This window comes from Mesorhizobium sp. M1050 (assembly GCF_040318715.1).
Classification (GTDB): Bacteria; Pseudomonadota; Alphaproteobacteria; order Rhizobiales; family Rhizobiaceae; genus Mesorhizobium.
Genome location: NZ_JAMYMV010000075.1, coordinates 12,371 through 27,402, shown reverse-complemented (window position 1 = coordinate 27,402; position 15,032 = coordinate 12,371). Strand labels below are relative to the sequence as shown.

Here is a 15,032-nt window from a genome sequence, read left to right as displayed (position 1 = left end):
CACAGCAAAAACCGCTGTGCCCCGACGCCGCCCCCCCCCCCCCACCCCCACCACCGCCCCCCTTGCATGCCGCCCCCCCCCCAGACGACCTCCCGCGCGCCCCCCCCCCCCGGCCCCCCCCGACAAAGTCAACCTCCGGACGCATCCAAAGGGCGCGATCGGCGAGACAAGGAAACGGACCGTCCATGTTGCGATTCCTGCTCACGCGCATAGCGTCGGCAATACCGGTCCTCGCCATTTTGAGCCTGGTCACCTTTGCCATCATCCAGGCGCCGCCGGGCGATTATGCCGACTACATCCGCTCGCAGGCGATCAACCAGGGTGGAGCTTCCTTCGCCGAGGCCGACGCGCAGGCAAAGGCCTATCGCATCGAGCATGGCCTCGATAAGCCGCTGCCCGTCCAGTATCTCAACTGGATCGGCGGCATCATCACCCGCGGCGACTTCGGCTACAGCCTCTATTACAACAAGCCGGTCGCCGACGTGGTCGGCGAGCGGCTGCCGCGCACGCTCCTTCTGGCTTTGGTCTGCCATCTGCTGGCCTCGGTGCTGGGCATAGGCTTCGGCATTTGGGCGGCGACCCGGCAATATACCTGGATAGACAGCACGCTTTCGGCCATTTCCTTCCTAGGCATGACGGTGCCGCGCTTCCTGATGGCGCTGATCATCGTCTATCTCCTGGTCTTCCAGTTCAACGTATCGGAGATCGGCAGCTTCTTCTCGCCGCAATATGGCGGCGCTCCGTGGTCGTGGGCCAAATTCGTCGACCTGGTCAAGCATGTCTGGCCGGTCGTGGCGATCGCCACCTTCGGCGGGCTCGCCTACAATATGCGCGTCATGCGCGGCAATCTGCTCGACACGCTGAACGCGCAATATGTCGAGACTGCCAGGGCCAAAGGGCTGACCGGCACCGCCGTCGTCATGCGTCACGCCGTGCCCAATGCGCTGCACCCTCTCGTCATGTATCAGGGGGTGGTGCTGCCTTACATGCTCACCGGCGAGATCGAGACCGCGATCATCTTTGCGCTGCCAACCGTCGGCCCGGCGATCGTCGGCTCCATGGCTGTCGGCGACGTCTATGTCACCGCCACGTTCATGATGGTTTTGTCGGCAACGCTGATCGTCGGCAACATCATCGCCGACATGCTGCTTGTGCTGCTTGATCCGCGCGTGCGCCAGTTCGGGGAAAGCTGAGATGCTGGCTTTCGACAATCTCCCACCACCGTTGCCTGCCGAAGGCACAATCGAGAAGCCGCAGCGCGGCAATGAGAGCTATATCGCGCTTGTCTGGCGCCGGTTGAAGCGCTCCTGGACCGGCATGGCCGGGCTTTGGCTTGTCGTGCTCCTGTTGGTGATGGCCGTGTTCGCCGAGTTCATCGCGCCGATGGACCCGAAGGTCACGGACGTCGGCTTCGCTCCGCCGCAGGTGCCTGTTTTCCATGACAAGGACGGCGGTTTCACGGCTCGGCCAAGGGTCTATGCGCTCGCCGATTCGGCGGATCTCGATCCGGTCACCTTCCAGCCTGTCGTTGGTCCTGACTATGACCATCCGAGGCTGCTTGGTTTCTTTGCGCGCGGCGCACCCTACAAGCTGTTCGGGCTCATACCGGCGGACCGGCATTTGTTCGGCTCGCTGGATGGCCAGCCGGTACATTTCCTCGGCACGGACAAATTCGGCCGCGACGTGCTGTCGCGCGCCATCCATGGCTCGCGCGTCTCGCTGATGATCGCGCTGACGGTCGTCTTCATCATCACTGTCATCGGCACCACCGTCGGTATGGTCTCCGGCTATTTCGGCGGCAGGTTCGATGTCTGGATGCAGCGTTTCGTCGAACTGGTGCTCGCTTTCCCGCAACTGCCGCTTTACCTGGCGCTGACGACATTGATCCCGGTTACTGCTCCCACCAACGTCTTTCTCGCTTTCGTCATCATCGTCATGTCGGCATTGGGTTGGGCGCAGATGTCGCGCGAGGTGCGCGGCAAGACTTTGGCGCTGGCGCGGATCGAGTATGTGCGCGCCGCCATGGCGGTCGGCGCCACCGATAGGCGCATCATCATGCAGCACATCTTCCCCAATGTGATGAGCCATGTGATCGTGGCCGTGACGTTGGCGATCCCGACGGTGGTGCTGCTTGAATCCTTCCTCGGGTTCCTCGGCTTTGCCGTCAAGCCGCCGCTGATCTCGTGGGGCCTGATGCTGCAGGACACCGCGACCTATTCGGTCATCGGCACTTATCCCTGGATCTTGTCGCCGGTCGGCTTCGTGCTCGTCACCGTCTTTGCCTTCAACGCGCTTGGCGACGGCCTGCGCGACGCCGTCGATCCCTACTGAGGTGGCACAGATGTCAGTCGCGCTCGCCGTATCCTTCGCACCGACCGTCCGCCACGATCACGACGGACGCCAGGATCAGCCCGTCATCGACGCCCGCAACGTCGCCGTGGCCTTCAAGGTCGAGCATGGCGTCGTCGAGGCGGTCAAGGACATCTCGTTCCAACTCTATCGCGGCGAGACGATCGCCATCGTCGGCGAATCCGGTTCCGGCAAGTCGGTGACGGCGCGCACCGTCATGGGGTTGCTGTCGCGGCGCGCCACCGTGTCGCCCGGATCGAGCGTCTGCTATGATGGACAAAACATCCTGAAGTTCCCCGAGAGCGCTAGGCGCAAGCTGCGCGGCAACCGCATTTCGATGATCTTCCAGGAGCCGATGAGCTCGCTCAACCCGATTTATACGGTCGGCAGCCAGATCGTCGAGGCGATCAGGGTGCATCGCAAGGTCAGCCGCAAGCAGGCCTGGGCGCGAGCGCTGGAACTTCTGCAGCACGTGCAGATTCCCGATCCCGCCGCGCGGCTCAGGCAATACCCGCACCAGCTGTCAGGCGGGCAGCGCCAGCGGGTGATGATCGCCATGGCGCTTGCCAACAATCCGGATGTCTTGATCGCCGATGAGCCGACCACGGCGCTCGATGTCACCGTCCAGGCGCAGATCCTGAACCTGATCCGCAGCCTGCAGAAAGAGCTGCGCATGGCGGTAATCCTGATTACCCACGACCTGACCGTCGTGCGCCAGTTCTCCGACTACGTCTATGTCATGCAGCATGGCGAAATGTGCGAGCACAACGTCACCGAACGGCTGTTTGCCGATCCGCAGCATCCCTATACGAGGCGGCTTCTGGCTTCCGAGCCGCGCGGGCAGCCGAAGCCGCTTCCCGCCGGCTGCGGCACCATCCTCGAGGCCAGCGGCGTGCGCGTCTCCTTCATGCTGCGCCATGGCACCTTCCTGAAACCCGACTGGCGCGAACTGGTCGCCGTCGACGGTCTCAGCCTCAGCCTGTGCCGCCATGAGACGCTGGGGCTGGTCGGCGAGTCCGGTTCCGGCAAGACCACCTTCGGCCAGGCCCTGCTCCGGTTGATAGACACCAAGCGTGGCGAGATTCGCTTCGACGGCAAGCCGATCCACGGCCTGTCGCGTGCCGAGATGCGGCCCTTGCGATCGCGCATGCAGATCGTCTTCCAGGATCCGTTCTCTTCGCTCAACCCGCGCATGACGATCGGGCAGATCATCGAGGAAGGGCTGATCGTCAACAGCATAGGAGCGACGCGGCGCGAGCGGGTAGAGCGAGTGCGCGACGCGCTGGTCAGCGCCGGCATGCCAGGCGATATACTGTCGCGGTTTCCGCACGAATTCTCCGGCGGGCAGCGGCAACGCATCGCGATCGCCCGCGCCATAGCGCTCGAACCCGAATTCATCCTGCTCGACGAGCCGACATCGGCGCTGGACCTCTCCGTCCAGGCGCAGATCATCGACCTCTTGCGCAAACTGCAGGACGAGCGCGGCCTGAGCTACCTTTTCATCTCGCACGACCTCAAGGTAGTGCGCGCACTGTGCCACCGCGTCATCGTCATGCAGAACGGCAAGATCGTCGAGCAGGGCCCCGTCGACGATGTCCTTTCCAATCCCAAGACCGCCTACACCGAACGGCTCGTCAGGGCCGCTTTCGAAGTGGCCTGAACATATGCCGGAGATTAGCATGGCAAGAAATCCCAAGATCACTTTCATCGGCGCCGGCTCGACGGTGTTCATGAAGAACATTGTCGGCGACGTGCTGCAACGCCCGTCGCTTGCCGGCGCGACGATCGCGTTGATGGACGTCAATCCGCAACGGCTGGAAGAGAGCGCCATCGTCGTCAACAAGCTGATCGCGACGCTTGGCGTCAAGGCGAAGACCGAGACCCATTCGGACCAGCGCAAGGCACTGGCCGGCGCTGATTTTGTCGTCGTCGCGTTCCAGATCGGCGGCTACGAGCCCTGCACGGTCACCGATTTCGAAGTGCCGAAGAAATACGGCCTGCGCCAGACGATCGCCGACACGCTCGGCGTCGGCGGCATTATGCGGGGGCTCCGGACCGTGCCGCATCTGTGGAAGGTCTGCGAGGACATGCTCGCCGTCTGCCCGCGGGCGATCATGCTGCAATATGTCAACCCGATGGCGATCAACACCTGGGCGATATCAGAGAAATATCCTGAGATCAGGCAGGTCGGCCTCTGCCATTCGGTGCAGGGCACGGCAATGGAGCTGGCGCACGATCTCGACCTTCCCTATGAGGAAATCCGCTATCGCTCGGCCGGCATCAACCACATGGCCTTTTATCTCAGCTTCGAGCATCGCCAGCCGGACGGTTCCTACCGCAATCTCTATCCAGATCTCGTGCGCGCCTATCGCGAAGGCCGCGCGCCCAAGCCCGGCTGGAACCCGCGCTGCCCCAACAAGGTGCGCTACGAGATGCTGACGAGGCTCGGCTATTTCGTCACCGAAAGCTCGGAGCATTTCGCCGAATACACGCCCTATTTCATTAAGGAGGGACGCCCGGACCTGATCGAGAAGTACGGCATCCCGCTGGATGAGTATCCCAAGCGCTGCATCGAGCAGATCGAGCGCTGGAAGGGGCAGGCGGAAGCCTATCGTTCGGCCGATCGCATCGAAGTCGAGCAGTCGAAAGAGTATGCCTCCTCGATCATGAATTCGGTCTGGACCGGCGAACCGTCGGTGATCTACGGCAATGTCCGCAACAATGGCTGCATCACCTCGCTGCCTTTCGACTGCGCCGCCGAAGTGCCGTGCCTGGTCGACGCCTCCGGCATCCAGCCGACTTATATCGGCGAACTGCCGCCGCAATTGACCGCCTTGATCCGCACCAACATCAACGTGCAGGAACTGACGGTGCGGGCGCTGATGACGGAGAACCGAGAGCACATCTACCATGCAGCGATGATGGACCCGCATACCGCCGCCGAGCTTGATCTCGACCAGATCTGGTCACTGGTCGATGACCTACTCGCCGCTCACGGCGACTGGCTGCCGGCCTGGGCGCGCGTGAGGCGCAAGACCGAAGCCGCCTGACGACCTATTTCGGAGCGTCGGGGTCCGTCTCGCCCTCGTCGTCGCGGGCCGAGATGACATAGGCGCCCTTCAGCCAGCGATTGAGGTCGATGTCCTTGCAGCGCGTCGAGCAGAATGGATAGGTCTCGCGCGCCGACGGCTTGCCGCATTCGGGGCAGGGGCGTTTGGGCCGTAGCGGCGTCACCTTGTCGTCGATGCTCATGGCCGCGGCGATGACCAGCTTCGATGGATCTTGAAGCCTTCGCCGGATAGCAGCGCCACCGTCTCATAGAGCGGCAGCCCGACGACGTTGGTGTAGGAGCCGACCAGCTTGACGACGAAGGCGCCGGCGAGACCCTGGACAGCGTAGCCGCCGGCTTTGCCGCGCCATTCGCCCGAGGCGACATAGGCGTCGATCTCTTCGCGCGGCAGTCGCTTGAAGCGCACCCGCGTCTCGACCAGCCGTTGGCGGAGTTTGCCGCCCGGCGTGATCAGGCAGATGCCGGAATAGACCCGGTGCGAACGGCCGGACAACAGTCCGAGGCAGTTGGCGGCGTCGTCGAGCGTCTCGGCCTTGGGCAGGATGCGCCGCCCGACGGCCACCACCGTGTCCGCGGCCAGCACGAAGCCCGGCGCATAGTCGGCTTCGATTGTCAGCGAAGCGAATGCCTTCTCGGCCTTTTCCTTCGCCAGCCGCTTGGCCAGCGAGCGCGGATGCTCGGCACGCAGCGGCGTTTCGTCGACATCGGCAGGCAGCACGCGGTCCGGCTCGATACCGGCTTGCTGCAAGAGCTCGATTCGGCGCGGCGAACCCGAGGCAAGCACCAGCTTATGCAAAATGCTCATCGCGGACCAGTCGGGCTTTGCTTACTTGAAACGATAGGTGATGCGGCCCTTGGTCAGGTCGTATGGTGTCATCTCGACCAGAACCTTGTCGCCGGTCAGCACGCGGATGCGGTTCTTGCGCATGCGGCCGGCCGTATGGGCGATGATTTCGTGTTCGTTTTCGAGCTTTACCCGGAACATCGCGTTGGGCAACAATTCCGTCACGACACCCGGAAACTCGAGGACTTCTTCCTTCGGCATTCGATACCTTTGCTTGGATGGTAGTTCCGGCGCTTAGACCATGATGCCGAAAAGTGTGAAGCGGTTTTCGGACGACATCATGCTCTACTTCTTGGTTTAGAGGCGGATTCGGATTTCAGCTCGAACAGACCTGAAATCATCCGACTCTAGCCGGAATTTCGGCGGAACCTATATGATAATCGTTCGCTTGTGAACACGCTTAATCCGTCGCGTTTTTTGCTTCTGGAAGCAAGAAACGTCGACCTATGCGCAACTTCAGCCGCTCGCGTACGTCCCTGTAGGCTGCCATGATCTGATCGCGCGTGCCGCCGGCATCGGTGGGATCCGGCATCGGCCAGTATTCGACTTCGACGGCGAGCGAGCGGGTGAGTTCAAGCGCCGCATGGTGCGCTTCCGGAGCCAGCGTGACGATGAGGTCGAAATAGTCGTCCTCGAGATCGTCCATCGTCCTTGGGTGACGCTCGCCCAGCGTGAGACCCTCCTCGGCCAGCACCGCATCAACGAACGGATCGCGCTCGCCCGCGCGAACGCCGGCCGAGGCGACGAAGATGGTGGCAGGCAGCATGCGCCTCGCCAGTTGCTCCGCCATCGGCGAGCGCACGGCATTCATCCCGCACAGGAACAGGATCGAACGGGGAAGGCCGCCGCCGGGTGCCAGGGCTAGCCCCGCCAGTGCAGCACGCAGACCAGCGTGAACAGCCGGCGCGCCGTATCGAAGTCGATGTCGATCTTGCCGGAGAGCCGGTCCATCAGCGTCCGCGAACCCTCATTGTGCAGGCCGCGGCGGCCCATGTCGATCGCCTCGATGTGGCTAGGCGTCGAGGAGCGGATGGCATCGTAATAGCTTTCGCAGATCATGTAATAGTCCTTGACGATGCGCCTGAGCGGCGTCAGCGACAGGATGTGGGTGACGACGGCGGCGCCATCCTCTCGCGCCACGGCAAAGACCAGGCGCTGCTCGGCCAGCGACAGTTTCAGCCGATAGGGGCCGGCGCCGCTGTCATTGACGGGTCGAAAACTGTTTTCCTCGATCAGATCGAAGATCGCCACCGCGCGTTCATGCTCGACATCGGGTGTCGAACGGCCGATCGATTCATCGAGTTCGACATCGATCAGCCTGCCTCGGGTTTGATCGGAGTCCGACATGCCGGCCTACATATTCAACCGTATGGCGACGGAGCGGCCATGTGCTTCAAGGCCTTCCGCCTTGGCCAGCGCAATCGCCGCCGGCGCCAAGATCCGCAACTGCTCCGGCCCAAGCTTGAGGATCGAGGTGCGCTTGACGAAATCGAGCACGGACAGGCCGGACGAGAAACGTGCCGAGCGTGCCGTTGGCAGCACATGGTTGGATCCGCCGACATAGTCGCCGATAGCTTCCGGCGTATGGCGGCCGAGAAAGACGGCACCCGCATTGCGCATCCGGGCCAGAAAACCCTCGGCATCGTCGATTGCCAATTCGACGTGTTCGGCGGCGATACGGTCGACCAGCGGTAGCGCGGCGTCGATGGTGGCGACCTCGATCACGGCGCCGAAATCGCGCCAGCTTGCCGCCGCCGTTTCGGCGCGCGGCAGGTTCTGCAACTGGCGTTCGACCGCCTGTTCGACTGCGATGCCGAAGCCCGGGTCGTCGGTGACCAGGATCGACTGCGCCGACGCATCGTGCTCGGCCTGGGCTAGCAAATCGGCGGCGATCCAGTCCGGGTCGTTGCTGCCGTCAGCCACGACGAGCACTTCCGACGGCCCGGCGATCATGTCGATGCCGACGGTGCCGAACACCTGGCGCTTGGCTGCGGCGACATAGGCGTTGCCCGGGCCGACGATCTTCGCGACCGGCCGGATCGTTTCGGTTCCATAGGCAAGGGCTGCGATCGCCTGGGCGCCGCCGACGCGGTAGATTTCCGACACGCCTGATATATCGGCGGCCACCAGCACCAGCGGGTTGATGACGCCGCCGGGCGCCGGCACGACCATGACGATGCGCTCGACGCCGGCTACCCTGGCAGGTACGGCGTTCATCAGCACCGAGCTCGGATAGCTCGCCGTGCCGCCCGGCACATAGAGCCCGACCGCCTCGATCGCCGTCCAGCGCCAGCCGAGTTCGACGCCGGCGGCATCGCTATAGCGATCGTCCTTCGGCCGCTGCCGTTCGTGATGCGAGCGGATGCGGTCGCGCGCGAATTCCAGTGCGTCGACCGTTTTTGGGTCAGCAGCCTTGTAAGCCTGGGCGATGTCGTCCTTCGAGACGGCGATGCCTAATCCAGCCAGATCGGCGCGATCGAATTTCTGGGAATACTCGATCAACGCCGCGTCCCCCTCGGCGCGGACGCGCGCGATGATGTCGCGCACCGCGGCGTCGACATCGGCTGACACTTCCCGCTTGGTCAGGAGGAAGGCGGCGAAACGCTGCTCGAAATCGGCGTCGGACTGACGAAGCGTGATGGCCATCGGATGTTCAGGCCTTATGGATCGGGCGCGAGCTGGCTTCCCACGCGCCGCCGATGTCGGCAAGACGGGCCTCGATGCACTCGACATCGAGCATGATCGTGCCGCCGCCCGCAAAGATCAGCTCGACGATACCGGCCGGCTTGCTGATCTCGATGAAGCTGATCGCCAATAGGGACAGGACCTCAGTCGGCTTGTCGCGGGCGATGCCGTTGGTCTTGGCACCGAGCACCCGGTCGAAATGCAGCACCGCCTGCCGCCGCTCATTGTGCTGGCGAAACAGGCCGGATTTGGCCTCCCACACGAAACGGTTCATGGTCATCAGGAAACGCTTGGCCGCGGGCAGGAATTCGAGGTCGCTGACCTTCATCACGGCATCCTGGACATGGGCCGAAACGATGCTCAGATCCTGGTCGTCGAGCGCGATAAGCTTAAGGGCAGTCATGCGGATTTCGCACCTGAAGGTTGATAACCGAACCTTCTGTTAGGCGGTCTTTCCCGTCCGCGCAACCGCACCGCACGGCCTTGCGATTGGCCTATGCGGAAATCCGCTCGATCACCGCGCCGCAGTTGGACAGCTTTTCTTCCAGCCGCTCGAAGCCGCGGTCGAGATGATAGACGCGGTTGACCGTCGTCTCGCCTTCGGCCGCCAGGCCGGCGATGACCAGCGAGACCGAGGCGCGAAGATCGGTCGCCATGACCGGCGCGCCCTTCAATTTCGGCACGCCGTCGACGATTGCGGTCTGGCCCGAAAGCGTGATGTGGGCGCCGAGCCGGGCCAGTTCCTGCACATGCATGAAGCGGTTCTCGAAAATCGTCTCGGTGATGCGCGACTTGCCCTTTGCCATCGTCATCAGGCCCATGAACTGCGCCTGCAAATCGGTCGGGAAGGCCGGGAAGGGCGCCGTCGTCACGTCGACCGGGGAAATGCCGGCGCCGTTGCGCTTCACACGAATGCCGGAATTGGTTTGCGTGATCTCCGCACCCGTCTGCGAGATCACGTCGAGCGCGGTCTGCAGCAGTTCGGGGCGTGCGCCCTCGAGCACGACGTCGCCGCCGGTCATTGCCACCGCCATTGCGTAGGTGCCGGTCTCGATGCGGTCGGGAATGACGCGCACGCGGGCACCCGACAGCGATTCGACACCATCGATGGTGATAACAGGCGTGCCGGCGCCGGAAATCTTCGCGCCCATGGCATTGAGGCACTCGGCGAGGTTGACGATTTCGGGTTCGCAGGCGGCATTTTCCAGCACCGTCTCGCCCTTGGCCAGCGCCGCGGCCATCATCAGCACATGGGTGGCGCCGACCGAGACCTTCGGGAACACGTAGCGGTTGCCGACAAGACGGCCATTCCGGGTTTTGGCGATGACATAGCCGGTGTCGACATCGATGTCGGCGCCCAGCGCCTGCAAGCCTTCGAGGAACAGATCGACCGGGCGCGTGCCGATGGCGCAACCGCCGGGCAGCGACACCTTGGCCTCGCCCATGCGGGCCAGCAGCGGCCCGATCACCCAGAACGACGCCCGCATCTTCGATACCAGCTCGTAGGGCGCCGTCGTGTCGACGATGTTGCGGGCGGAGAAAGTGATGGTGCGCGAATAGCCTTCATTCTGCTTCTCGCGACGGCCATTGACCGAATAATCGACGCCGTGATTGCCCAGGATGCGGATCAACTGCTCGACATCGGCCAGATGCGGCACGTTTTCCAGCGTCAGCGTGTCGTCGGTCAAAAGCGAGGCGATCATCAGAGGCAGCGCCGCGTTTTTCGCGCCTGAGATCGGAATGCTTCCGGAGAGCTTGTTGCCCCCGACAATTCTGATGCGATCCATGGAAGAACGTCCCTCTCGGCTCAAAAAAGCCGGTTCAATCGTTTGAGTAGCGGCCCGTCTAGACCATTGGCCAATCTGGTTCAAGGAATTGGCTGGCTCAAGAAATAGGATTTCGCCCCGCCCCGGGCCAAGAGTGGCAGATTTGAGTTAATCTTTTTGCATTTCCCTTGCCGCGCCGAGCCCGTCCGGCCGCTGATCCGCATCGCCGGCGCGCCGCGAGCGCGACTGCGCCTTGCGCTTCTGCAAATTGGCACGCAATTGCTCGGCCAGCCGGTCCTTGCGGTTGATGCCGCCCTTTTTTGCTGGGATTGTCTTGTCGTTCATGGTCCCGTCCCGGCCGGCGACCAGCCAGCCTGCCAATCAGGGATAGCCAACATTGTGGCGCCGCCATGTCAATAAAGCCATCCAGCAAAGCCTTTCACAGAAGCGTTGCACTTGGCCTTGCGCTTGCCGGTTCGATATGGCAGAAGCCCCGCCATCAGCGGCTGCGGTAGCTCAGTGGTAGAGCACTCCCTTGGTAAGGGAGAGGTCGAGAGTTCAATCCTCTCTCGCAGCACCATTCTTTTCCGAAGCGGCATCAGAAACTTAGAGTTTACCGTGGCTTCCGCAAATGCGGACTATTATGGGAACATGCTCTGAGATGAGGGGAATTCGGTGGAGAATGCGGGGTCGATCCAAGCTCAAGGGCTCTGAGGTTTGGCAAGGGAAGTTCCGAATCCCTCTGTGTCTCTGGGATCGGCGTGACGATCTGCTGAAGCTTCGGACCTTTCGGATCGGGCGGCTGGTGGGGTGGCCTGCCGGCTGGGAGAAGGCTGGCCAATAAGTCGCTGCTATAAGGAAAATAACTCGCTTCTAAAGGGCTCCAGATGGGGCCTTAGGGAGTTGGAAGGCCTCCGCTCCGCCTCATCGTTGGCCCACTTGGAGTAGGTGCTCAATGTAATTGCTTTATGCACCGTGCCCTCGCATTACCTTTGAGGGCGACGATGAGGGCGAAGCCCCCCTCTTAGCTACTGGGTCTGTTGCGGGACCACCGTGAGGGACCGTTTCAGAAAGCCTGGCGACACGGCCCCGTCCTTCTGGACCTCATTGGGCTCTTCGGTGGCGAACATCAAGACCCCGAACGACTCCCTGAAGACAGCGAAGTGGGCCGACATGGAGCCATTGTCGTCGGGGACCACGCTGGCGACACGAAACTGGTCTCCCACCTCGAACTGGCCCTGGCGGAGCGTCATGCCGGGGCCGCACATAGCCAGAAACTCCTTCGGCAATGCACCCTGGTAAGCCTGAAGGTTCGAATACCATTGGACCGCGACGATCCCGCCGGTGGATAGGATGCGCCCTGTGGTGGTCGTATGCAGCGCGAGAGCCAGCTTCGACCCGAAGATGGTCATGGACCTAGCGACAATTGGACCCTCAATCCTGAGGAAATTCCAGGAGGGAAGCTGGGCGGCGATGTGACGGTGGCGGATCAGGGTGCCTAGCTGGTCTCGCTCGGGGCGAACCTCGTTGGCGAACCCCGGAATTTTGAGCACCGACCGAATGAGCCTCTTCACGTCCGCGCGTTCGGCCCCAGTCTTGGAGTCGGGCATCATGCGGCTGAGGGTGGCGACCACGAGATCAGCCTCGCGCGATGCCTCGTTACACTGCTTACACGCCCCAAACTCCATACTCTTGGGCCGATGCTTGCCATCGAAGATGCTGCGGGGCGGGTAGTGCTCCACCGTTTCGCTCGGCGTTTCCCCGCCGCAGAAGATGCAGAACGGCTGGTCTTCTCTAATTCGCTGGGAGAATGTCTTTCGCTGCTTGGCCTCGCCCATTCGAATCGTCCCGTGAGAATAGGACTCCACGCTGAAATTCATTATTTTCGCAACAAGGATTCGACAACTTCTGCCTGCCGACGCTAGACTTCGATGTGGGGTAGTGCTTGGGGCCACGTTTCGCGTTTTCTCCTTTCCGATTTCGTTGTGTGTCGTATCGGCGTTGCTGGGTGCTACGTCCGCGCGCGCTGGGTTGCAGTTCCAGGCCGGACAGACTGACGGCGGGCTCCACTACATTTTGGTGTCAGGCGATTTTGCCTATCAAGATGACCTGTCGGTCTTCGAGGCACTGGCGCGGTCAAGCACTGCAACGGCAGTTACATTTCGGTCTCCAGGCGGCAACATTCAAAAGGCAATGGACTTGGGCCGACTAATTCGAAGGCTGGGCATAGGGACCGCGCAGTTTAGGGTCTCTGAATGTGCTTCCGCCTGCTCGTTGGCCTTCTTGGGCGGAGTGATACGCCTTGCCGAGGCGGGGTCCATAGGCGTCCATAAGTCATCGTTTCAAGGCGACATTCCGCTCAGCAGCCAAGAGGCTGTCTCCGCCGTTCAGCAAATCACTGCCGACGTTATCACCTACATGATCGAGATGGGTGTGGACCCCGCTCTGCTTCAACTCTCGCTGCAATATGACAGCAACGACATCCGCTATCTCTCTATGAGCGAGATGGCCAAGTACAAGGTTGTCACTTTAACGCCTGACGCGGGTCAAGCAACGGTGGCAAGCGCGGTGCCGCCCCCTATGCCGCCGCCTCAGCCCACATCGCCGACCGCGACCTCCACGCCTCCACTTCCTGCCAATCCGTCGCTCGTGATCCCAGAGGCTCATTCTGGTCGGATAGGACACCCTAGGGGCTCTGCACCCCTCAAGGCATTGCCGGAGGGAAAGTCCGCTAACGTCGCGGTGCTGCAGAATGGAAGTCAGGTGTTGATCCTGGGAAGTAGCGGCCGTTGGTACCGAGTCCAGACCGGGAATCAGGTCGGCTACATGCACGATACATGGGTTCACGTCGATCAGTATGATAGCGGACCATTTGGGCGGCGCCACATCCAGGTCAAGAGTTTCGACAACTACGCCGAGGCCGAGGCCTTCGTCAGAACATCATCCATACCGCTTTCCGCCTATCTTGCTACCAACGGTTGGTTCGCGATAACCCTCGACAACACCTTCGACGAGCCTATGGCTAAGAGCCTAGTCAGCGAGATGAAGGCGAGGGGCGCAATCCCCGACGACGCTTACGCAACCTTCGGTAACACGTACGTTCGCAAGGTTTGCTGCCAGTAGGTAGGCCTGGGGTCTTATGACAGCGAGTCTTTATCGCCTTTGCGGAATCGTGGTCGCGTTGACGGTAGGCGCGGCCTTTGCCTCTGCCGTTGCCGTGGCCGCTCCATGCCGAGACTGTAGACGTGAAGTATCGCGGCCCTGTGGACCACACCAAGTTCAAATGCGCAGGGGCGTTGGAGAGCATCGTGGTCAAGCGCGTCTGCTACAACGCTGAGCCCCGCTACATGCTCATTCGCCTCAAGCACGCAGGCTCCAAGGGCAGCTTCTACAATTCGAACGCCAAGGACTCGGGGCCGGCGGCACGTTCGTCTGCGGGGGGTAAGCCTGTACCGGAGTTTAGCAGGAGGCAGTCTTGAGCGGATTTCGTAGCGTGCTCTCGTGGCTCATTGGTCGGCCGCTCCTCATATGGATTGGGCTCGTGCTGCCAGTTTTATTGCTGCTGGTAACGACCCGATTGTTCCATTCTGACCTCACGGTGCGATCTAGTGGCTTTGCACTCCAGTTATTTGGGTTGGTGGCAGCCTACTGCGGCCTATCAGGAGTGGTGAAGGAGCTTGTGGACCAAGGTCCAGTCGCCCCCATTTTTCATTGGGTTGTTCTTGGTGGAGAGACCGCCCTTTTCCACGACAAAATGTTGTGGTCGCCGCCACGGGCATCAGCACGTCAGTTACCTTCGGTGCCGCCAAAATCGGGCAAAATGAACCCTGATGCCACGCTGGAAATGCGAATGGAGCACGTAGAGCGAAGCATAGAGGCTCTGCGCGACAACTACGGGCGTTAAGGCAGGAGCTAGAGCGAGGGCTTAGCGATCTTGGCAAGGGGTGGATGAAGAGGCCGGCCAACGCGCTGCGGGAGCGGCGTGCTGAGTCCAGATGCCGTGCAGCGCCTCTATTGCGGCGCGGCCGCGTGCCGGGGGCGCATAGGGAGAATGCACTTCCGCATCATCTGTGAATATCGATGCACAGCCAGCAGCGCCCGGTCCGCCTTAAAAGACCCGCGTCTGCTGCGGCAGTCGGTCCGCTTCTATTCATATATAGTCGGATTGCGCGCAGCACGCTGAAATAACCTCGGTGGGGAAGGAGGGCAATGAGAACAAAGCAAGGGAGGATAAAATGACATTGAAGGATTGCATGCTGGTCGTCGCCATCACGGGCATGGGCGACAATGGCTGTGCCGGCGACGATCGGTGCTGTTG

At 62.0% G+C, this 15,032-nt stretch carries 16 protein-coding genes and 1 tRNA gene; 7 read left to right on the top strand and 10 right to left on the bottom strand.

Annotated features, from left to right (window positions below; translation table 11 throughout):
• The first annotated feature begins 185 nt into the window (after positions 1–185).
• Genes NKH57_RS28320 through NKH57_RS28305 form a run of 4 tightly spaced genes read left to right on the top strand, consistent with a single transcriptional unit; the run spans position 186 to position 5,399 of the window.
• Entirely contained in the window at positions 186–1,193 is a 1,008-nt protein-coding gene (locus NKH57_RS28320) for an ABC transporter permease (RefSeq protein WP_352602332.1), read from the top strand.
• Position 1,194: 1 nt separating this feature from the next.
• A complete protein-coding gene (locus tag NKH57_RS28315) occupies positions 1,195–2,331 on the top strand; it encodes an ABC transporter permease (protein WP_352949352.1) in 1,137 nt (378 codons plus the stop codon).
• Between the two features lie 10 nt (positions 2,332–2,341).
• Positions 2,342–4,009, top strand: a complete 1,668-nt coding sequence (locus tag NKH57_RS28310) for an ABC transporter ATP-binding protein (RefSeq protein WP_352731633.1) — start codon at positions 2,342–2,344, stop codon at positions 4,007–4,009.
• A 19-nt stretch (positions 4,010–4,028) separates the two neighbouring features.
• A complete protein-coding gene (locus NKH57_RS28305) occupies positions 4,029–5,399 on the top strand; it encodes an alpha-glucosidase/alpha-galactosidase (RefSeq protein ID WP_352949350.1) in 1,371 nt (456 codons plus the stop codon).
• A gap of 4 nt (positions 5,400–5,403) precedes the next feature.
• Here the strand turns inward: NKH57_RS28305 and yacG are convergent, their stop codons facing one another.
• From yacG to NKH57_RS28260, 9 genes are all read right to left on the bottom strand, one after another.
• Positions 5,404–5,601, bottom strand: coding sequence for a DNA gyrase inhibitor YacG (gene yacG, locus NKH57_RS28300; RefSeq protein ID WP_352731636.1), 198 nt, complete (start codon positions 5,599–5,601; stop codon positions 5,404–5,406).
• Positions 5,598–6,224, bottom strand: coding sequence for a Maf-like protein (locus NKH57_RS28295; RefSeq protein WP_352602340.1), 627 nt, complete (start codon positions 6,222–6,224; stop codon positions 5,598–5,600). The genes yacG and NKH57_RS28295 overlap by 4 nt, the downstream gene beginning before the upstream one ends.
• Positions 6,225–6,245: 21 nt before the next feature.
• On the bottom strand, positions 6,246–6,464 hold the full coding sequence (gene infA / locus NKH57_RS28290) for a translation initiation factor IF-1 (RefSeq protein WP_006200926.1): 219 nt from the start codon (positions 6,462–6,464) through the stop codon (positions 6,246–6,248).
• A 199-nt stretch (positions 6,465–6,663) separates the two neighbouring features.
• Complete coding sequence (locus tag NKH57_RS28285; RefSeq protein WP_352602443.1) at positions 6,664–7,122, bottom strand: arsenate-mycothiol transferase ArsC; 459 nt, start codon at positions 7,120–7,122, stop codon at positions 6,664–6,666.
• A gap of 2 nt (positions 7,123–7,124) precedes the next feature.
• Positions 7,125–7,610 (bottom strand): UPF0262 family protein, encoded by a 486-nt coding sequence (locus NKH57_RS28280; RefSeq protein WP_352487184.1) that lies wholly within the window; start codon positions 7,608–7,610, stop codon positions 7,125–7,127.
• Between the two features lie 6 nt (positions 7,611–7,616).
• On the bottom strand, positions 7,617–8,909 hold the full coding sequence (gene hisD / locus NKH57_RS28275) for a histidinol dehydrogenase (protein WP_352949347.1): 1,293 nt from the start codon (positions 8,907–8,909) through the stop codon (positions 7,617–7,619).
• A gap of 7 nt (positions 8,910–8,916) precedes the next feature.
• A complete protein-coding gene (locus tag NKH57_RS28270) occupies positions 8,917–9,351 on the bottom strand; it encodes a DUF2948 family protein (protein WP_023758394.1) in 435 nt (144 codons plus the stop codon).
• 91 nt (positions 9,352–9,442) lie between these two features.
• The gene (gene murA / locus NKH57_RS28265) at positions 9,443–10,735 is read right to left on the bottom strand and encodes a UDP-N-acetylglucosamine 1-carboxyvinyltransferase (protein WP_023758393.1); all 1,293 of its coding nucleotides are present in this window, start codon (positions 10,733–10,735) and stop codon (positions 9,443–9,445) included.
• A 147-nt stretch (positions 10,736–10,882) separates the two neighbouring features.
• Positions 10,883–11,059 carry a hypothetical protein gene (locus tag NKH57_RS28260; protein ID WP_352831368.1) on the bottom strand — a complete coding sequence of 59 codons (177 nt, stop codon included), beginning with the start codon at positions 11,057–11,059 and terminating at the stop codon, positions 10,883–10,885.
• A gap of 160 nt (positions 11,060–11,219) precedes the next feature.
• Between NKH57_RS28260 and NKH57_RS28255 the strand changes: the two genes are divergently transcribed.
• Positions 11,220–11,294, top strand: a tRNA-Thr gene (locus NKH57_RS28255).
• A gap of 448 nt (positions 11,295–11,742) precedes the next feature.
• Here NKH57_RS28255 and NKH57_RS28250 read toward each other — a convergent pair.
• Positions 11,743–12,552, bottom strand: a complete 810-nt coding sequence (locus tag NKH57_RS28250) for a hypothetical protein (RefSeq protein ID WP_352949344.1) — start codon at positions 12,550–12,552, stop codon at positions 11,743–11,745.
• 193 nt (positions 12,553–12,745) lie between these two features.
• Here NKH57_RS28250 and NKH57_RS28245 point away from each other — a divergent pair, with 193 nt between their 5' ends.
• Both NKH57_RS28245 and NKH57_RS28240 read left to right on the top strand, forming a co-directional pair.
• Positions 12,746–13,837 carry a hypothetical protein gene (locus NKH57_RS28245; RefSeq protein WP_352949342.1) on the top strand — a complete coding sequence of 364 codons (1,092 nt, stop codon included), beginning with the start codon at positions 12,746–12,748 and terminating at the stop codon, positions 13,835–13,837.
• A gap of 352 nt (positions 13,838–14,189) precedes the next feature.
• A complete protein-coding gene (locus tag NKH57_RS28240; RefSeq protein WP_352949340.1) occupies positions 14,190–14,618 on the top strand; it encodes a hypothetical protein in 429 nt (142 codons plus the stop codon).
• The last annotated feature ends 414 nt before the right edge of the window (positions 14,619–15,032 follow it).